This is a genomic window from Streptomyces sp. NPDC050534 (assembly GCF_044457745.1).
In the GTDB taxonomy this organism is placed as follows: Bacteria; Actinomycetota; Actinomycetes; order Streptomycetales; family Streptomycetaceae; genus Streptomyces.
In genome coordinates, this window is sequence record NZ_JBITHF010000001.1 from 769,993 (window position 1) to 787,927 (window position 17,935).

17 protein-coding genes are annotated in these 17,935 nt (G+C 71.1%); 12 read left to right on the top strand and 5 right to left on the bottom strand.

Features of this window, described 5'->3' with window-relative positions; all coding sequences use genetic code 11:
- Positions 1 to 53 precede the first annotated feature (53 nt).
- Genes ACIBN2_RS03465 through ACIBN2_RS03490 form a run of 6 tightly spaced genes read left to right on the top strand, consistent with a single transcriptional unit; the run spans position 54 to position 6,324 of the window.
- The gene (locus ACIBN2_RS03465; RefSeq protein ID WP_399132424.1) at positions 54 to 245 is read left to right on the top strand and encodes a ferredoxin; all 192 of its coding nucleotides are present in this window, start codon (positions 54 to 56) and stop codon (positions 243 to 245) included.
- Between the two features lies 1 nt (position 246).
- A complete protein-coding gene (locus ACIBN2_RS03470; RefSeq protein ID WP_399132425.1) occupies positions 247 to 2,301 on the top strand; it encodes an acetate--CoA ligase family protein in 2,055 nt (684 codons plus the stop codon).
- A 28-nt stretch (positions 2,302 to 2,329) separates the two neighbouring features.
- Positions 2,330 to 3,502, top strand: coding sequence for an acyl-CoA dehydrogenase family protein (locus ACIBN2_RS03475; protein WP_399132426.1), 1,173 nt, complete (start codon positions 2,330 to 2,332; stop codon positions 3,500 to 3,502).
- A gap of 51 nt (positions 3,503 to 3,553) precedes the next feature.
- Positions 3,554 to 4,726, top strand: coding sequence for an acyl-CoA dehydrogenase family protein (locus tag ACIBN2_RS03480; protein ID WP_399132427.1), 1,173 nt, complete (start codon positions 3,554 to 3,556; stop codon positions 4,724 to 4,726).
- A 36-nt stretch (positions 4,727 to 4,762) separates the two neighbouring features.
- Positions 4,763 to 5,665, top strand: a complete 903-nt coding sequence (locus ACIBN2_RS03485; protein WP_399132428.1) for a 3-hydroxybutyryl-CoA dehydrogenase — start codon at positions 4,763 to 4,765, stop codon at positions 5,663 to 5,665.
- Between the two features lie 47 nt (positions 5,666 to 5,712).
- Positions 5,713 to 6,324 (top strand): TetR/AcrR family transcriptional regulator, encoded by a 612-nt coding sequence (locus tag ACIBN2_RS03490; RefSeq protein ID WP_399132429.1) that lies wholly within the window; start codon positions 5,713 to 5,715, stop codon positions 6,322 to 6,324.
- Between the two features lie 22 nt (positions 6,325 to 6,346).
- Here the strand turns inward: ACIBN2_RS03490 and ACIBN2_RS03495 are convergent, their stop codons facing one another.
- The 5 genes from ACIBN2_RS03495 to ACIBN2_RS03515 all read right to left on the bottom strand — a co-directional run bounded on the left by ACIBN2_RS03495 (position 6,347) and on the right by ACIBN2_RS03515 (position 11,658).
- Positions 6,347 to 7,108: a polysaccharide deacetylase family protein gene (locus ACIBN2_RS03495; protein WP_399132876.1), complete on the bottom strand. Its 762-nt coding sequence runs from the start codon at positions 7,106 to 7,108 to the stop codon at positions 6,347 to 6,349.
- A 154-nt stretch (positions 7,109 to 7,262) separates the two neighbouring features.
- A complete protein-coding gene (locus ACIBN2_RS03500) occupies positions 7,263 to 7,961 on the bottom strand; it encodes a LuxR C-terminal-related transcriptional regulator (RefSeq protein ID WP_399132430.1) in 699 nt (232 codons plus the stop codon).
- A gap of 150 nt (positions 7,962 to 8,111) precedes the next feature.
- Entirely contained in the window at positions 8,112 to 9,563 is a 1,452-nt protein-coding gene (locus ACIBN2_RS03505; protein ID WP_399132431.1) for a purine-cytosine permease family protein, read from the bottom strand.
- 156 nt (positions 9,564 to 9,719) lie between these two features.
- Entirely contained in the window at positions 9,720 to 10,076 is a 357-nt protein-coding gene (locus tag ACIBN2_RS03510) for a hypothetical protein (protein WP_399132432.1), read from the bottom strand.
- 133 nt (positions 10,077 to 10,209) lie between these two features.
- Positions 10,210 to 11,658 (bottom strand): glyceraldehyde-3-phosphate dehydrogenase, encoded by a 1,449-nt coding sequence (locus ACIBN2_RS03515; RefSeq protein ID WP_399132433.1) that lies wholly within the window; start codon positions 11,656 to 11,658, stop codon positions 10,210 to 10,212.
- A 178-nt stretch (positions 11,659 to 11,836) separates the two neighbouring features.
- Here ACIBN2_RS03515 and gndA point away from each other — a divergent pair, with 178 nt between their 5' ends.
- The 6 genes from gndA (at position 11,837) to ACIBN2_RS03545 (ending at position 17,911) form a co-directional block, all read left to right on the top strand.
- Positions 11,837 to 13,276 carry an NADP-dependent phosphogluconate dehydrogenase gene (gene gndA / locus ACIBN2_RS03520; RefSeq protein WP_399132434.1) on the top strand — a complete coding sequence of 480 codons (1,440 nt, stop codon included), beginning with the start codon at positions 11,837 to 11,839 and terminating at the stop codon, positions 13,274 to 13,276.
- Positions 13,277 to 13,339: 63 nt separating this feature from the next.
- Positions 13,340 to 13,822, top strand: a complete 483-nt coding sequence (locus ACIBN2_RS03525) for a hypothetical protein (RefSeq protein ID WP_399132435.1) — start codon at positions 13,340 to 13,342, stop codon at positions 13,820 to 13,822.
- Positions 13,823 to 13,962: 140 nt separating this feature from the next.
- Positions 13,963 to 15,462 (top strand): purine-cytosine permease family protein, encoded by a 1,500-nt coding sequence (locus ACIBN2_RS03530; RefSeq protein WP_399132436.1) that lies wholly within the window; start codon positions 13,963 to 13,965, stop codon positions 15,460 to 15,462.
- Positions 15,459 to 15,998, top strand: a complete 540-nt coding sequence (locus ACIBN2_RS03535) for a cysteine hydrolase family protein (protein WP_399132437.1) — start codon at positions 15,459 to 15,461, stop codon at positions 15,996 to 15,998. Before ACIBN2_RS03530 ends, ACIBN2_RS03535 begins: the two co-directional genes overlap by 4 nt.
- 98 nt (positions 15,999 to 16,096) lie before the next feature.
- Positions 16,097 to 17,338, top strand: coding sequence for an acyl-CoA dehydrogenase family protein (locus tag ACIBN2_RS03540; RefSeq protein WP_399132438.1), 1,242 nt, complete (start codon positions 16,097 to 16,099; stop codon positions 17,336 to 17,338).
- Positions 17,339 to 17,509: 171 nt separating this feature from the next.
- Complete coding sequence (locus tag ACIBN2_RS03545; RefSeq protein ID WP_399132439.1) at positions 17,510 to 17,911, top strand: SseB family protein; 402 nt, start codon at positions 17,510 to 17,512, stop codon at positions 17,909 to 17,911.
- Positions 17,912 to 17,935 lie beyond the last annotated feature (24 nt).

Below are 17,935 nucleotides of genomic sequence, written 5' to 3' on the forward strand. Positions count from 1 at the left end.
ACCGTGAGCCCACTCCTCGAACCGTGAGCCCATTCGCCCGAAAGGACCGCCCCATGAAACTCCTGCTGGACTCCACCCGTTGCCAGGGCTACGGCCTCTGCCAGGAACCCGCGCCCGAACTGATCGACCTCGACGAGTGGGGCTACGCGCATGTGCGGGTCGCCGAAGTACCCGCCGAGGGCCAGGAGATCGCCGCTGCCGCCGTCGCCGCGTGCCCCAACTCCGCGCTGCGGCTGGTGAAGTGAGATGGGACGCGACCTGTCGGCCCTGTTCGACCCCGTCTCCGTCGCCGTCGTCGGAGCCAGCGACGACCCCGCCAAGTACGGCCACGCCATCGCCGCCCAGGCCGTTCGCGCCGACGGCCGCCGCCCCGTCCACCTGGTCAACCGCCGCGGTGGCACCGTGCTCGGGCGCACCGCCGCGCCCAGCCTGAGCGCGATCGGCGAACCCGTCGGCCTCGCGGTGATCTCCGTGCCCGCCCACGCTTTCGAGGACGCCGTCGACGAGGCCCTGCACTGCGGCGCCCGGGCGATCGTCGCGATCACCGCGGGCTTCGCAGAGACCGGCGAGGCGGGCCGGACGCGCCAGGCCGCCGTCGCCGAGCGGGTGCGCGCCGCCGGTGCCGTGATGGTCGGACCCAACTGCCTCGGCCTGGCCGACAACACCACCGACCTCTTCCTGGCGTCCGGCACCTTCACGCCCGGCGCGGTCGCCCTGCTCAGTCAGAGCGGCAACCTGGCCCTCGAACTCCAACTCCGCTTCGCACCCCACGGATTGGGGTTCTCCCGCTTCGTCTCGCTCGGCAACCAGGCGGACGTCACCCTCGTCGACCTGCTCGCCGACTGCGCCCGGCACGAGGGCACCCGCGCCATCGCGGTCTACGCGGAGGACTTCGCCGACGGGCGGGCCTTCGCCGAGGCGGCCGCCGCGGCCGGGAAGCCGGTGGTGCTGCTCACCGCGGGCCGCGGCGACGCCTCCGCGCGCAGTGCCATGTCACATACCGGTGCCCTGACCACCTCGGCCGACGTGGTGACCGCCGCCTGCCGCGACGCCGGCGTGGAACTGGTCGCCACCCCGCGCGAACTCGCCGTGGTCCTGGCCGCGTCGCACGGCGCACGGCACGCGCCCGGCCGCCGGGTCGCCGTGCTCACGGACGGCGGCGGGCACGGAGCGATAGCCGCCGACGCCGTGGAGACGGCCGGTCTGACCGTGCCCGAACTCCACGAACCCACCCGGCGGCAGCTGCGAGCGGCCCTGTGGGAGCAGTCGGCCGTCGCCAACCCGGTGGACCTCGCCGGCATGGGTGAACAGGACCCCGGCTCGTACGCGCAGACCGTGGACGCGCTGCTGGCGGCCGAAGAGGTCGACGCCGTCCTGATGACCGGCTACTTCGGCGGCTACACGGCCACCGAGGGCGGCCTCGGCGGAGGCGGCACGCCGCTCGCGGAGGGGGAGCAGCAGGCGGCGCGCCTCATCGCCGCCCGGTACCGTGCCACCGCGAAGCCGCTCGTGGTGCAGTCGATGTATCCCGAGTCCCCGAGCTGCCGCACCCTCGCCGCCGCCGGCATCCCGGTCTTCGACGCCACCGAGGACGCCGCCCGCGCCCTCGCCTCGACGGCACCCCGCGCACCGCGCCCCGGGATCACGCCCCTGCCCCCGGCGGCCGTACCCCTTCGCGAGGTCGGCTACCTGGAGACCCGCAGCGCCCTCGAAGCCGTCGGACTCGCCTTCCCCGCCGCCCGGAAGATCCACGACGAGACCGAACTGCTCGCCGCCGCCGAGGAGTTCACCGGACCGTACGTCCTCAAAGCCCTCCACCTGCTGCACAAGTCCGACGCGGGCGGGGTCGCACTCGGCCTGGCCGGGCCCGGCGAACTCCTCGCCGCCTTCCGGGAGATGCACGCCCGGCTCGGCGCCCCCGCCTACTCCGTCGAAGCCATGGCGGACCTCACCGACGGCATCGAGCTGATCGTCGGCGTCAACCGCGACCCGCGCTTCGGCCCCGTCGCCATGGTGGGCCTCGGCGGAGTCCTGGCCGAGGCACTGCACGACGTCGCCTTCACTCTCGCCCCCGTCCCGGCCGCCCACGGCCGGCGCCTGCTGCGCGGACTGCGCACCGTCGCCCTCCTGGACGGCGTGCGCGGACGCCCGCCCGTCGACGTCGCGGCGGCAGCGGCAGCCGTCGAGACGATCACCGCGTTCGCCGCCGCCCACCCCGAGATCGCCGAACTCGAGGTCAACCCCCTTCTCGTACGCCCCGACGGGGTCCTCGCCCTGGACTCCCGCGCCGTACTCGCCTGACCGCCCCTGTCCGACCCCGGAGGCTTCCATGGACATGCGCTACACCCCCGAACAGGCCGATCTGAAGCGCCGTGCCGCCGAGTACGCCCGGCTGCTCATGCGCTACGAGGACCAGTCCGAGCAGGCCGGCGGACCCCTGCCGCAGCACCTCGTGACCGAGCTGACCCGCGCCGCCATGGACGCCGGTGTCTACGCCATCAACATGCCCGCCGAGTGGGGCGGCGCCGGGCTCAGCCTCCTCGACCAGGTCATCGTGGAGGAGGAGTTCGGCAAGGTGACCAACTGCCTCTGGGACATACCCTGGAGGCCCGCCAACGTCCTCGCCCAGGGCGACGAGCGGCAGCGCGAGAAGTACCTGCTGCCCGTGATCCGCGGGGAACGGTTCGACGCGTTCGCCGTCACCGAGCCGGGCGCCGGCTCCGACCCGTCCTCCGGCAGCTCCACCGCCGCCCGCGCCGACGGCGGCTGGCTGCTCAACGGCGAGAAGTGGTTCGTCACCTGCGGCGACATCGCCGACTTCCTGCTGGTGCAGGCGGACGCCGGTCCCGAGCGGCTGCCCACGCTGTTCTTCGTCGACAAGGCCGCGCCCGGCGTGAAGCTGACCCGGCTGCCGCACTTCATGCACTCCGCGGTCAACGGCCACCCCGAATTCACCTTCACCGACGTCTTCGTGGCCGACGAGGACGTGCTCGGCGGCGTCGGCAACGGCTACGAACTCACCAAGGAATGGTTCACCGACGAACGCCTCATGATCGCGGCCCGCACGGTCGGCGCCGCCGAGCGCGCGCTCCGACTGGCCCGCGACTGGGCCGTGGAGCGGGAGCAGTTCGGGGCGCCGATCGCCTCGTACCAGCTGATCCAGGGGATGCTCGCGGACTGCGCCGTGGACATCGCCGTCAACCGCGCCTACACGCACCAGGTCGCCTGGGAGGCCGACCAGCCGGGCACCGACCGCAAGACGCTGCACGCCAAGGCCTCCACGGCCAAGCTCGCCGCCAGCGAGGCGGCCGGCCGGGTCGCCGACCGGTGCCTGCAGATCTTCGGCGGCCGCGGCTACGACCGCACCTACCCCGTCGAGCGCATGTACCGCGAGCTGCGCGTGGACCGGATCTGGGAGGGCACCTCCGAGATCCAGCGCCTGATCATCGCCAACGAGCTGATCAAGCGCGGCACCCGCGCCCTGGCCCTGCCCACCCACTGACCGCGCCCCTCTCCCGAACTCGCCCACCCAGCAGCCACATCGAGGACTTCCATGGACTTCCGTCTCACCCCGCGCCAGGCACAGCTCAAGGCCGGTGCCCGCGCCCTCACCGACTTCATCGCCGGCTACGAGCTCCAGTGCGAGGAGGACAACGGCCTGCCCGCCGACGTCCACGCCAAGGTCCGCGACGCGGTCCTGGACGCGGGACTGCAGGCCGTCAACATGCCCGCCGAATGGGGCGGCGCCGGCCTCACCATCGCCGAACAGGCCACCGTCCAGGAGGAGTTGGGACGTCTCACCGGCGCCCTGTGGGACATGGTGTGGCGGCCCGCCAACGCACTCCGGTTCTGCACCCCCGCGCAGCGCGAGCGCTTCCTGATCCCGGTGATCAAGGGCCAGCGGCGCGACTGCTACGCCGTCACCGAGCCCGGTGCCGGCTCGGACCCGCAGAACCTCGCCACCACCGCGACGAAGAACGACCGCGGCTGGGTGCTCGACGGCGAGAAGTGGTTCGTCACCGTCGGCGACCACGCCGACTTCATGATCGTGCTCGCAGCGGCCGGCCCGGAGCGCGCGCCGACGCTGTTCCTCGTCGACAAGGACACCCCCGGCATCGAGATGACACGCGTGCCGCGCTTCATGCACACCTTCGTCTACGAGCACCCCGAGTTCACCTTCACCGACGTCCAGGTCGACGAGGACGCCGTGCTCGGCGGCATCGGCGAGGGCTACGACATCACCCGCTCCTGGTTCACCGAGGAGCGGCTGATGATCGCGGCACGGACCACCGGCGCGGCGGAACGGGCGCTGGAGCTGGCCCGCGACTGGGCCGTGGAGCGGGAGCAGTTCGGGGCGCCGATCGCCTCGTACCAGCTGATCCAGGGGATGCTCGCGGACTGCGCCGTGGACATCGCCGTCAACCGCGCCTACACCCACCAGGTCGCCTGGGAGATCGACCGGGCCACGCCCGAGGACCGCAAGACGCTGCACGCCAAGGCGGCCATCGCCAAGCTCTCCGCGAGCGAGGCGTCGGGCCGCGTGATCGACCGGTGCCTGCAGATCCACGGCGGCCGCGGCTACGACCGTACGTACGCCGTCGAACGGCTCTACCGCGAGCTGCGCGTGGACCGTATCTGGGAGGGCACCTCCGAGATTCAGCGCCTCATCATCGCCAACGAACTGGTCAAGCGCGGGACCGAGGTCCTGGCCCTGCCCACGGCCTGACCCGCCGTCCGACCCATCACATCGGGAGGGACACTCATGACCGACATCGAGCGCGTCGGAGTCGTCGGCTGCGGCCTCATGGGCGCGGGTATCGCCGAGGTCTGCGCGCGAGCCGGCGTGCCGGTGACGGTGGTGGAACGCGATGCGCGGGCGGCCGAAGCGGGCCGGCTGCGCATCGCCCGCTCGCTCGACCGGGCCACCGCCCACGGCAGGCTCACCGCTGAGCAGCACGAGGCCGCTGCGGCCCTGACCACGGTGGTGGACCGGATCGAGGCACTGCACGACCACGACCTGGTGATCGAGGCCGTCGCGGAGGACGAGGTGCTGAAACTCGACGTCTTCGCCCGCCTCGACCGCGTGCTCACCGGCGAGCACACCATCCTGGCGACCAACACCTCCTCCATCCCGGTCATCCGGCTCGCCGCCGCGACCGGCCGCCCCGACCGCGTCGTCGGCGTGCACTTCTTCAACCCCGTACCGGTCCTGCGGCTCGTCGAACTCGTACCGTCGCTGCTCACCTCGCCCACCACGGCGGCACGCGCCGAGACCTTCGTGGCGGACACCCTCGGCAAGGAGGTCGTGCGGACCCGGGACAAGGCGGGATTCGTGGTCAACGCGCTGCTCGTCCCCTACTTGCTGGCCGCGATCCGCATGGTGGAGTCGGGCGGCGCCACCGTCGAGGACGTCGACCGCGGCATGGTCCTCGGCTGCGCCCACCCCCTCGGCCCACTGGCCCTGACGGACCTGATCGGCCTGGACACCACCCGGGCCATCGCCGAGTCGCTGTACGCCGAGTTCCGCGAGCCCCAGTACGCGCCGCCGCCCCTGCTGTCGCGGATGGTGGAGGCCGGACTGCTGGGGCGCAAGTCCGGGCGGGGCTTCCACGCCTACGACGCCGGGCCGCATCGCGGGGAGGCGGCCACGGCGGTGCGGCGGTGAGGGAAGATGGTCATGGCGTACGACCGGCGAACGAAGGGAGCCGCAGGGTGAGCACCAAGGTGCGCACGGCAGACACGCGTGAGCGCATCCTGACGGCGGCGTGCGAGGTCATCGCCGAGATCGGCTTCGAGAAGATCCGGATGCGGATGGTCGCGGAGCGGGCCGGGGTGTCGACGGCGCTGCTGCACTACCACTTCGACACGCGCGAGAAGCTGTTCACCGAGGCGATGACGCACTCCTTCGCCAACACCGCCGTGGACGTCGAACGCGACGCGGGGACGGCGCCCGCGGCCGTCATCCTGGCCCGCATCCTGCGCAACCTGCTGCCGACCGACCCCGAACTGCACCAGGACTGGCGGCTGTGGCAGGAGCTGTGGGTGCGGGCCCTGCGCGACGAGACCACCCGCGTCTTCGCCGTGGACCTGTACGCGCAGCTGCACGCCTGGGTGACCGGAGCGGTCCGGCGGGGCATCGAGTCGGGCGAGTTCACGCCGACCGACGTGGACGCCCTCGCCACCCTCGTGCTCTCCCTCAGCGACGGCTACGGCATCCGGATCATGCTGCGCGATCCGACGGTCACCCTGGACATGGCGCTCGCGTCCGTCTGGCGCCATGTGTCGGCGGCGCTCGGCCTGCCGGACGCGATGCCGGAGGACTGAGCCACTGCTGCCGGGGACCCGGTCAGCGCACCGGGAAGCCGAACGAGTACCCCTGCTGCTTCAGCCACGGCAGGCACTCGCGCAGGGCGGCCACGGTCTGCGAACGGTCCCCGCCGGCATCGTGGAAGAGGATCGTCGGGCCGTTGGGCACCTCGCTCCTGACGGTGGCGACGATGGTCTCGGTGCCGGGGCGCTCGAAGTCCTTGGAGTCCACGTTCCAGCCCAGCGGCCGCATCCCCTGCTTGGCGGCGAGTTGCCTGCTGTACGGGGTGAACGCGCCGCCCGGTGCCCGGTAGTACATCGGGCGGACACCCCCGGACGCCTTGGTGATCATGCTCGCGGCGTCCAGGATCTCCTTCGACTGATACGAGTCGGCCTTCTTGTCCATGGTGGTGTCGTGCGACACCGTGTGGTCGCACAGCCGGTGGCCCGCCGCCACCACTGCCCTGACCAGGTCCGGGTGGGCCTCGGCCTGCGTGCCGACCATGCAGAAGGTGGCCTTCACGCCGTTCTCCTTCAGCACCTGGAGCACCTGCGGCGTCCACGTCGGGTCCGGGCCGTCGTCGATGGTGATGTTGACGCCCCGGGGACCCTTGTCCGAGGCGTGGACGATGCTGATCGCCACCGCTTTGTGGGCGGCCGAGGCGGGGTGTGCCGCCGGGCGCTGCCCGTCGATGGGCCCGGCCTGCGCGGTCCACACCGAGGTCGCCGCCGCCACCGCCGTCACTCCGACCGCCGCCGCGAGTACCCGGCCGTGCCATCCCCGCCCGCCATGCCGCGCCATGTCCGCCCCGCCCTTGTCGTTCCCGTGCTGCTCGTGCACCTGTGAGGACGGAATAAGTGCGGGGCGGGATCCGCCTGTTACTGATCACGGACAATTCCGCGGGGGTACCGAGACGGACCGCGGCGCGCGCCGGGGGGCCGCGCCCCCGCGTGTGTCAGGCGGCCGGCCGGATCAGTCCGGACTCGTAGGCGAAGGCCACCGCCTGGACGCGGGCGCGGGCGCCGATCTTGCCGAGGATGTGGCTGACGTGGGACTTGACGGTGGTCGGGGCGATCGAGAGCCGCAGCGCGATCTCGCTGTTGGACCATCCCGAGGCGACGGCCGTGAGGACGTCGCGCTCACGCTGGGTGAGGGCGGCCAGTTCGACGTCCGGCCGCAGGGGGCGGGCGGCCGGTTCCGCGCGGACGGTGTCGATGAGGGTGCGGGTCAGGGTGGGGGTGATGACCGCGTCACCGGCGGCCACGATCCGTACGGCCGCGGTCAGTTCCTCCGGGGAGGCGTCCGTGAGGAGGAACCCGTCGGCGCCGGCGCGCAGGGCGGCGTAGGCGTGGTCCTCGTCGACGGCCGACGTGAGGACGAGTACGCGGGGCGGGGTCCCGCCGGTCGCGACGGACTCGGCGGGCGGGCGGAAGCGTGCGGGCCGGGCGATACGCCGGACGGCCTCGATGTCGGCCGCGTCGGCGAGCGGGACGTCCATCAGGACGACGTCGGGACGAAGGGCCGTGCTCATGGCGACCGCTTCCGCACTGGTCGCCGCTTCGCCGACGACGGTCAGGTCGGGTTCGGCGGTCAGCAGCATGCGCAGGCCGAGTCGCTGCAGAGACTGGTCGTTGACGAGGAGTACGGAGACCATGTCTGTCCTTCCCCCACACCCTAAACGAAACTGTTTCGTTCACTTGGTGGGTACAGTACCCCTCCCGGCTATCGAAACGACATCGTTCTACTTATGGCTTCGCTCACACACCCTGATAGGCCGAGGCGTGCCGCTCCGACTTGCTGACCGTCACGGCTCGCGGTGCTCGTGCGCGGCCAGTTCCAGTTGCTCCGCCTCCGCCTCGGCCAGCCGCTGCTCGGCCTCCACGTCGATGGAGCGGGTCAGCAGCCAGTAGAGCGCCGCGGAGACGGGCAGCCCGATGAAGAGGGAGATGTCGGCGCCGTCGAGCGCGTCGGCGATCGGGCCGGTGTAGAGCGTGCCGACGGAGAAGAAGGGGACCATCACGCCGAAGCCCACCAGATAGGCGATGATGCCGTGCCAGCCCCAACGCCCGTAGATCCCGCGCGGGTTGAAGATCTCGGCGATGGCGTAGTGCCCTCGGCGCACGACGTAGTAGTCCATGAGGTTGACCGCGGTCCACGGGATGAACAGATAGAGCACCAGCAGCAGGAAGTTGTTGAAGTTCTCCAGGAAGTGGGAGGTCGCGGCGAGCGCGCCGACCAGGGAGAGCACCGCCGTCAGGCCGACGGTCACCAGCCGCACGGAGAGCGTCGGCCGCACCCTCTTGATCGAGTCGACCGCACTGATCAAGGTGAGCGAACCGCCGTACATGTTGAGCGCGGTGACGGACACCAGGCCCAGGACGGCGAAGAGCAGCACGATCGCGCCGAAGCCGCTGAACACCTTGTCGCCGGCCGCATTGATCGACTTGATCGTGTCGAAGTCCTTGCCCGCCCACGCGGCGAGCAGGGCGCCGAGCGTCATGAGCCAGATGCCGCCGAGGGCCGAGCCGAAGTAGGTCCAGTAGAAGGTCTTGCGGACGGTCACGTCCGGCGGGAGATAGCGCGAGTAGTCCGAGACGTAGATGGCCCAGCTGATCTGGTAGCCGGCGACCACGCCGAACTGCGCCAGGAACGGCGTCGCCTTGAAGGCGCCGAGGTCGAAGGAGCCGGCCGGGTAGTGCAGGGTGACCAGGGCGCCCACGGTGAAGATCCCGAAGACGACCAGGAAGGTGTACGTCAGGAACTGCTCGGCCTTGTGGATGACGTCGTAGCCCACCAGCGCGATGACGAGGGCGACGACGGTGACCACGGCCACCCAGAGCTTGACGCCTCCGTGCACCGTCGTGTGCATCGCCTCACCGGCGAGGATGGTGTTGAAGACGTTGAAGCCCGCGTACTGCACATACGCGAACAGCCACACCAGCAGGGCGCCGACGTAGCCGAACTGCGGCCGCGACTGGATCATCTGGGGCAGCCCGAGTTGCGGCCCCTGGGCCGAGTGGAACGCCATGAAGAACGTGCCGATGACGGTGCCCGCCACGATCGCGATGAGCGACCAGATCAGGTTGCCGCCCTCGGTGATGCTGATCAGTCCCACCGCCAGGGTGGCGATCTGGGCGTTCGACATGAACCACAGCGGGCCGAGATGCCAGAGCTTGCCGTGTCGTTCGTCCAGGGGCACGTAGTCGATGGAGCGGATTTCCAGCCCCGACACGCGCGGTTCCGATGATGTGCTCACGGCGCCTCCAGAGTGCTGATCCACCCCTGTGGCCACATTCATGCCCGCGGGCCGCCCGGTCAAGCGGTCATTGCCGACCCTTGACCGGGCGGCCCGAGGCGGGCCACCGCCGCTCGACCCGGGGGCGCACACAGCCCGCCCCCGCGCAGCCCGCGGTCATCGCCGGTGCTTCCTGATGAGCCTGTACAGGCCCCTTCCGACGGTGCAGGCGTCGGCGGACGCCTTGTCCGCGCAGAGCTCGCACGTCGAACCGTGCGCGAACAGGCCGCGGTGCGCACGGCCGGCGACACAGCCGTGGCACGCGCCGGGCAAGTGACGCACTCCCGCGGTCGAGCCGGAGCCCCCGGCGGGAGCCATGCGCTCACCCAGCGGTACGGTCGTCCCGACGGTCAGCGCAACACCGCACCACACGCAGGCCCGCCCCCGCGTCTGATCGCCGTTCAGCTCGTCGGGTGCCGGTGGCGCCAGTACGTCCAGCACTGCGGCGGGGATTTCGTCGGTGGTACTGCTCATGCCGCTACTTACCGGCGTGGGACGCGTTTTGGATGCAGGGGTCTTCTCCCCATGCATCGGTTGTGAAAGGGACGGGCCGCCACCCGAATCCGGATGGCGGCCCTCAGTGCCGTGCCCTCACAGCGGAATGCCGTCAGACCGCCGGGCTCGGGAACGTCGGGTACTCCACGCCGGACACGTACTGCACGACGCGGATGACCTGGCAGGAGTAGCCGAACTCGTTGTCGTACCAGAGGTAGAGGATGGCGTTGTCGCCCTCCACCTTCGTGGCGCCGGCGTCGACGATCGAGGCGTGGCGGGAGCCGATGAAGTCGCTCGAGACGGCGTCGGGGGCCGTGGTGAAGTCGATCTGGCGCCGGAGCGGGGACGTCAGCGAGACGTCGCGCAGGTGGTCGAGGACCTCCTCGCGGGAAGTCTCGCGCGAGAGCTGGAGGTTGAGGATCGCGATCGAGACGTCCGGTACGGGGACGCGGATCGAGCTGCCGGTGATCCTCGCCTTCAGGTCGGGCAGCGCCTTGGCGACGGCGGAGGCGGCACCGGTCTCGGTGATGACCATGTTGAGCGGGGCGGAACGGCCGCGGCGCTCGGCCTTGTGGTAATTGTCCAGCAGGTTCTGGTCGTTGGTGAAGGAGTGCACGGTTTCCACGTGGCCGCGCTCCACACCGAACTCGTCGTCCATCGCCTTCAGCGGCGGCACGATTGCGTTGGTGGTGCAGGACGCGCAGGACAGGATCTGCTCGTCCGGCTTGACGGTGTCGTGGTTGACGCCGTGGACGATGTTCGGGACGTCGCCCTTGCCCGGCGCGGTCAGCACGACCTTGTCGATGCCGGGGCGCAGGTGCTGCGAAAGCCCTTCGCGGTCACGCCACTTGCCGGTGTTGTCGATCAGGATGGCGTTGTTGATGCCGTACGCCGTGTAGTCGACCTCGGACGGGTCGTTCGCGTAGATCACCTTGATCGCGTTGCCGTTGGCGAAGATGGTGCTGCTCGCCTCGTCGACGGTGATCGTGCCCTGGAACTGGCCGTGGATGGAGTCACGGCGAAGCAGCGAGGCCCGCTTGACGATGTCCTGCTGGCCGCCGCCCCGCACGACGATCGCGCGCAGCCGCAGTCCGTTGCCGGAACCGGCCTTCTCGACCAGCAGCCGGGCCACCAGGCGGCCGATGCGGCCGAAGCCGTAGAGGACGACGTCGCGGCCCTCGCCGCGCTCGATCTTGTTGGCGCCGGTGGCGCCCGCGACGGCCTCGGCGGTGAACGCCTCCACCGTCAGGCCGCGGTCGTCGCTCTTGTACGTCGCCGCGAGCATGCCGATGTCGATCTGCGAGGCGCCGAGGTCGAGCGCGGTGAGCGCCTGCAGGAACGGCATGGTCTCGGTCACCGAGAGCTCCTCGCCGGCGATCTGCCGGGCGAAGCGGTGCGTCTTGAGGATGCTGACCACCGACTTGTTCACCAGGGAGCGGCTGTGCAGCAGGACGGTCACGTCCCGCTCGCGGTGCAGCTTCCCGATGATCGGGATCATCGACTCCGCGATCTCCTCGCGGGTCTTCCAGTTGGTGAACGAGTCGTCGTTGACAGCAGTCACTGATCCATCTTTCGAGCTAGGCGGCGCTCATATGTTAAACCCTCTTTGATCGATCGTTTGAGCGGGGTACGTCACACCGTCCTCCGCCGTCATCGAGACGATCCGGCCGCCCGTCCGTACCTGACGGACATGGGGCCCCGCAGCGGGACCGCCGCCGGACGGATCGAGGACGTACACCATGAACGCAACCGCAGCCATCGGCGTGACCGGCCTGGGCGTGATGGGCCGCAACCTGGCGCGCAACTTCGCCCGCAACGGCTACACCGTCGCGGTCCACAACCGCACGGCCGGCCGCACGCGCGCGCTCATGGAGGTGTACGGCGACGAGGGTGCGTTCGTCGCCGCCGAGACGGCCGAGGAGTTCGTGGCGGCGCTCGAGCGCCCCCGCCGCCTGATGATCATGGTGCAGGCGGGACCCGCCACCGACGCTGTCATCGAGGAGTTCGCCGCGCTCCTCGAACCCGGCGACATGATCATCGACGGCGGCAACGCCCACTTCGCCGACACCCGCCGCCGCGAGGCCGCCCTGCGCGAGCTCGGCATCCACTTCGTCGGCACCGGCGTCTCCGGCGGCGAGGAGGGCGCCCTCGAAGGGCCGTCGATCATGGTCGGCGGCTCGGCGGAGTCGTACGACGTCCTCGGCCCGATGTTCGAGCGCATCAGCGCCAAGGTCGGCGGCGAGCCGTGCGCCGCCCACATCGGCAGCGACGGCGCCGGGCACTTCGTGAAGATGGTCCACAACGGCATCGAGTACGCCGACATGCAGCTCATCGCCGAGGCCTACGACCTGCTGCGCCAGGTCGCCGGCTACAGCCCGGCCGAGATCGCGGGCGTCTTCCGGCACTGGAACCGGGGCCGGCTCGGCTCCTACCTGGTGGAGATCACCGCCGAGGTGCTGGCGCACACCGACCCGGACACCGGCGCCCCCTTCGTCGACATCGTCCAGGACGCCGCAGGCCAGAAGGGCACCGGCCGCTGGACCGTGCAGACCGCGCTGGACCTGGCCTCCCCGGTCACCGCCATCGCCCAGGCCACCTTCGCCCGCGCCGCCTCCGGCCAGCGCGACCTGCGCGCCGCCTACGCGGGCCTGCCGGGCGGCACCCGCCCCCTGCTCAGCCGCACCGAGGCCGAACGCTTCGCCTCGCAGGTCGAGCACGCCCTGTACGCGTCGAAGGTCATCGCCTACGACCAGGGCTGGAAGATGATCCAGGACGCGGCCGCCGAGTACGGCTGGAAGATCGACCTCGGCACCGTCGCCCGGATCTGGCGCGGCGGCTGCATCATCCGCGCCTCCTTCCTCGACCGCATCCGCGCCGCCTACGCCGCCGACCACGACCTGGTGAGCCTGCTCGGTGAGATGGAGTTCGCCATGGAGATCACCGACGCGCAGGTGCCCTGGCGGGAGACGGTCGCCTCCGCCGCCCGCCGCGGCATCCCCGTCCCCGCTTTCTCCGCCGCCCTCGCGCACTACGACACGCTGCGCGCCGGCCGGCTGCCCGCCGCCCTGCTGCAGGGCCAGCGGGACTACTTCGGCGCCCACACCTACCGCCGTACCGACCGCCCCGGCGTCTTCCACACCCAGTGGGCCGCACCGGAGCGCCACGAGACCAGCGCCTGACCGGCGCCGTCCGGACGGACGCGGCGCCGTGACCATCTGCGGGAACCCCTCGTTGCCGAGAGCATGATCCACATCAAGCGCGGACTGGTCGCGGCCGCCGCCGCACTCACCGGACTCGCGGGCCTCATCGCGCCCGCCGCCCACGCCACCGACAACGTCCCCTGCCACAACCCCACCAAGCGTGACCTGACCGATCCCGGCTCCGGTCACGCGTGGCCGGGGACGGAGGTGAGGTTCTGCAATCTCACCCGCGGCCATGTACCCGTCTACGCCACCCGTTCGCCCGGCGCCGCGGTCGTCGGTTATCTCGAACAGGGTGGCGCCGCCAACTGGTTCGTCACCGAGATGAAGGGCCAGACCTTCCGCGACGGCTCCGCCGAGAACTACTGGTGGGGCAGTACCAAGGCCGACAACGGGCGCTGGGGCTGGGTCCCCGAGGTCTACTTCGCGGGCGGCGACAACAATGAGGACGACGCCGGCCTGCTGATGCCCGGCAACTACACCTGTGCCAACGTCTGCCCGCCGCTGCCGTTCTGGGCGCGCTGAGCCGAAGGGGGCGAGGGGCGCGCCGTCCGGCGGCGGCGCGCCCGTCCCGGTGGCCCTTGTGGCCTTGACGCTCCGACCAGCGCGGACCAGGCTTCAGACCTCGGGCTTCGGCGGAGCACACCCGGACAGGCAGGTCGACGATGGCACAGTCCCCGGACACCCCCGGCAACAGAGCCACGGGGCGGCAGCTCCAGGTGGAGACGCACGGTCTCGACGTCATCGCCGACGCCGAGCGCAAGGGCAGCCCGCGGACGCTGTTCTGGCCCTGGTTCGGCGCCAACGTCTCGGTACTCGGGCTCAGTTACGGCTCCTTCGCGCTCGGCTTCGGCACCTCCTTCTGGCAGTCGCTGGCCGCGGGCGTCATCGGCATCGTCTTCTCGTTCCTGCTCTGCGGTTTCGTCGCGGTGGCGGGCAAGCGGGGATCGGCGCCGACGATGGTCCTCAGCCGGGCCGCGTACGGCGTGCGCGGCAACCGTCTGCCCTCGGTCATCTCCTGGGTCCTGACCGTCGGTTGGGAGACCGTGCTGTGCGCGCTCGCCACCCTGGCCACCGCGACCGTCTTCGGACGGCTCGGCTGGGGCGGCGGCACCGAGACCAAGGTGGTGGCCCTGGTCCTGGTCGGCGCGCTGACCGTCGTCGGCGGGGTGATGGGCTTCGACCTGATCATGCGGTTGCAGACCGTGATCACGGTCGTCACCGGAGTGCTCACCGTCGTCTACATCGGGCTCGTCGCCGACCACATCCACTGGGGCACCGTCAGCGCCCTCCCGTCGGGCTCCGCCCAGGAGTTCATCGGCACCCTGGTGTTCATGATGACCGGATTCGGCCTCGGCTGGGTCAACGCCGCCGCCGACTACTCCCGTTATCTGCCGCGCAGTTCGTCCGGCCGGGGCGTGATCGGCTGGACCACCTTCGGCGCGTCCCTTGCCCCGCTGCTCCTGCTGGTCTTCGGCCTGCTGCTGGCCGGCTCTTCGACCAAGCTCAGCGCTGCCATCGCCGCCGACCCCATCGGCGCCCTCACCATCATCCTGCCGACCTGGTTCCTGGTCCCCTTCGCCGTGGTCGCCGTCCTCGGGCTGGTCGGCGGCGCGGTCCTCGACATCTACTCCTCCGGCCTCGCCCTGCTGTCGGCGGGGATCAGGATTCCGCGCTACGTCGCCGCGTTCGTCGACGGCGTGCTGATGATCGCCGGCTCGATCTACATCGTCTTCTTCGCCGACGACTTCCTCGGCCAGTTCATGGGCTTCTTGACCACGCTCGGCGTCCCCATCGCGGCCTGGTGCGGCATCATGCTCGCCGACCTGGCCCTGCGCCGCCGCGACTACGACGACGTCGACCTCTACCGGCCGGCCGGCCGCTACGGCGATGTACCGCGCACCCCGCTGCTCCTCACCGTCGCCGCCACCGCCCTCGGCTGGGGCCTGGTCACCAACTCGGCCGCGGGCTGGCTGGATTGGCAAGGCTACCTCCTCGGCCCGTTCGGCCTCGGCGGCAAGTCCGGCGCCTGGGCCTACGCCAACCTCGGCGTCCTCGCCGCTCTCGCCCTGGGCTTCCTCGGCACGCTGGCCCTGACCCGCACCAGGGTCCGCGCGCAGGAGTCGCGGGCACCGAGCCCCAGCGACGCGGGAGCGGCCGTATGACCAAGGGCCTGCTGGCCGTCATCGACATGCAGCACGTCTTCGCCGACCCCTCGAGTCCCTGGGCCGCCCCCCGCTTCACCGAAGCGGCGGCAGGGGTACGGCGCCTGCTGCCGGCCTTCGGCGACCGGGTCGCCTTCACCCGCTTCCTGGCTCCGGCGAAACCCGAGGGTGCCTGGCGTGCGTACTACGACGCGTGGCCGTTCGCCCTCCAGCCGCCGGATTCCCGACTCTGGTCCCTGACAGGTGAGTTCGCGCCGCAGGCCCTTCATGTCATCGACGCCCCGACCTTCGGCAAATGGACCCCGGAACTCGCCCGGCTCCTCGGCCCCGACCACCGCCTGATCCTGGCCGGGGTCAGCACCGACTGCTGCGTCCTGTCCACGGCACTGGCCGCCGCCGACGCGGGAGTCGAGGTACTGGTCGCGGCGGACGCGTGTGCGGGGGCGGACGACGACTCGCACACGAAGGCGCTGCAGATCATGGATTTGTACCGGCCGCTGATCCGGGTGACCGGTGTGGCTGAGCTGTTGCCCTGACAGCTTGGCGGTTTCCGGTCGGTACCGCGGGCTGCTTGACGTGTTCAATCACCTGTATCGCGTCACGCATCGGACGGCCCCACCTTTCAGGAGGCACCGTGCTCGCCGCTCCCGAACCCGCCCTCACCGAACGCGAGATCATCGAGCGTGCCGTGGCGCTCAGGCCCGCGCTGCTCGAACGTCAGCCGGAGACCGAGCGGCTGACGCACTACCCCAAGGACACCCACGACGACTTCCTCAGGGCCGGCTTCTACCGGATCCTCCAGCCGCGCCGCTACGGCGGCTACGAGTTCGGCCTGCCGGTCTTCTACCGCGTGGTCACCGAGATCGCCCGCGGCTGCCCCTCCACCGGCTGGGCGCTCTCGCTCACCGCCGCCCACGTGCTCCAGGTCGCCACGCTCTTCGACGAGAAGGCCCAGTCCGAACTCTTCGGCGCCGACGGCGACTTCAGGGCCGCGTCCACCGTCGTACCCGTCGGAGTCGCCCGGTCCGACGGCGCGGGCGGCGTCGTCCTGGACGGCACCTGGCCGTACTCGTCAGGCGCCCCCTACTCCACCCACTACGTCGGCCAGACCCTGCGCGCCCCCACCGCACCGGCCGGCCCGCCGGGACCACCCGTCCTGTTCGTCGCGCCCCGCGCTGTGTGGACGGTCCTCGACGACTGGCACGGCGTGCTCGGCCTGCGCGGCAGCGGCTCCAACAGCATCCACATGGAACAGGCCCGAATCCCGGAGACCTTCACCCGCGAGGCCTTCCTGCTCGACCTGCCCGTCGAGGGCGGCAGCGCGGGCTCCGCACTGCACGGCAACCCCATGTACGCCGGCCGGGCGCCTAGCTTCTTCCACGGCGAGCTCGCCGCCATCATGATCGGCACCGCCTACGCCGCCGCCGACGAGTACGCCCGGATCGTCGCGGCCCGCCCCCTCACCCTCGAACCCGACCGCACCCGCGCCGACCTGCACGACTACCAGCGGCACCTCGGCCAGGCGCTCGGCCTGATCGACATGGCCGACGCCGCGCTGCGGCAGACGGCCGAGGACTGGATGGAGACCTGCCGGCGCAACGTCACCGGCGAGGCCCCGTTCACCGTCGTCGAGGACAACCGGCTCGCGCTGATGTTCCTGAACGCCGGACGGATCGCCTGGGACGTACTCCAAGGCACCCTCTTCCGCACGGCCGGCTCGCGGCACGCCCGCGACGGCGAGCGGATGCAGCGCTACTTCCGGGACGCGGCGACGTACTGGACGCATGTCGGCGCGAGCATGGCCGAACCGCTGGCCCGCCGGGTCGGCCGCGACCGCCTGGGCCTGCCCTCGCAGGACGTTCCGCTGATTCCCTGAGGGGATTCCCGTCAGGTTCTGTCAGGCAGTCCGGCGCCGAGATGTGCCCGCTGTGAATGTCTGAGAATCGGGGGAATGGGTTCGTCCGGATCGGGTACGCGAGCAGAACCGTGCCCGGGGGCGATCTTGTCCCGGGCGGCCTGTACCACCGCCGCTACCAGGGGATCTGTCATGGAGACACCTGCCAACGACCACAACGCCACACCGGCCCGGCAGGCGCTGGACGCGCTGGCCGTGAACACCGAGGACATGACGGCGCTGGACACGCTCGCCGGCAGCGAGGTGCTCGTCCCCGTCCCGGACGACGCGAGCCAGGAGGACGCCGTGGACCCGGCCGCGGTGGCGCTGCCGGTCCTGGAGCAGCCGGGCGGCGACCCCGTGGTGCCCGTGTTCACCTCGGAGGGCGAAATGGCCGGGCTGCTGCCGTTCGTCTCCCGCTACCGCCTGGTGCCGCTGGGCGCGCTCGCCTCGCAGTGGCCGGCCGACGACCTGTCGCTGACCATTGACGCCGGGTCCGAGCACCCGCTGACGCTGACCTCCGAGGGCGTGCGGACGCTGCTGGCCCGGCCCTGACGCCATCCGTACCGGGCCCGGGAA

Excerpts from the sequence above, each read along its gene's own strand:
- ACIBN2_RS03465 (WP_399132424.1), top strand. The coding sequence starts at position 54 with ATGAAACTCCTGCTGGACTCCACCCGTTGCCAGGGCTACGGCCTCTGC.
- ACIBN2_RS03470 (WP_399132425.1), top strand. The coding sequence starts at position 247 with ATGGGACGCGACCTGTCGGCCCTGTTCGACCCCGTCTCCGTCGCCGTC.
- ACIBN2_RS03475 (WP_399132426.1), top strand. The coding sequence starts at position 2,330 with ATGGACATGCGCTACACCCCCGAACAGGCCGATCTGAAGCGCCGTGCC.
- ACIBN2_RS03480 (WP_399132427.1), top strand. The coding sequence starts at position 3,554 with ATGGACTTCCGTCTCACCCCGCGCCAGGCACAGCTCAAGGCCGGTGCC.
- ACIBN2_RS03485 (WP_399132428.1), top strand. The coding sequence starts at position 4,763 with ATGACCGACATCGAGCGCGTCGGAGTCGTCGGCTGCGGCCTCATGGGC.
- ACIBN2_RS03495 (WP_399132876.1), bottom strand. The coding sequence starts at position 7,108 with ATGGCGCGGCATGGCGGGCGGGGATGGCACGGCCGGGTACTCGCGGCG.
- ACIBN2_RS03500 (WP_399132430.1), bottom strand. The coding sequence starts at position 7,961 with ATGGTCTCCGTACTCCTCGTCAACGACCAGTCTCTGCAGCGACTCGGC.
- ACIBN2_RS03510 (WP_399132432.1), bottom strand. The coding sequence starts at position 10,076 with ATGAGCAGTACCACCGACGAAATCCCCGCCGCAGTGCTGGACGTACTG.
- gndA (WP_399132434.1), top strand. The coding sequence starts at position 11,837 with ATGAACGCAACCGCAGCCATCGGCGTGACCGGCCTGGGCGTGATGGGC.
- ACIBN2_RS03525 (WP_399132435.1), top strand. The coding sequence starts at position 13,340 with ATGATCCACATCAAGCGCGGACTGGTCGCGGCCGCCGCCGCACTCACC.
- ACIBN2_RS03530 (WP_399132436.1), top strand. The coding sequence starts at position 13,963 with ATGGCACAGTCCCCGGACACCCCCGGCAACAGAGCCACGGGGCGGCAG.
- ACIBN2_RS03535 (WP_399132437.1), top strand. The coding sequence starts at position 15,459 with ATGACCAAGGGCCTGCTGGCCGTCATCGACATGCAGCACGTCTTCGCC.
- ACIBN2_RS03545 (WP_399132439.1), top strand. The coding sequence starts at position 17,510 with ATGGAGACACCTGCCAACGACCACAACGCCACACCGGCCCGGCAGGCG.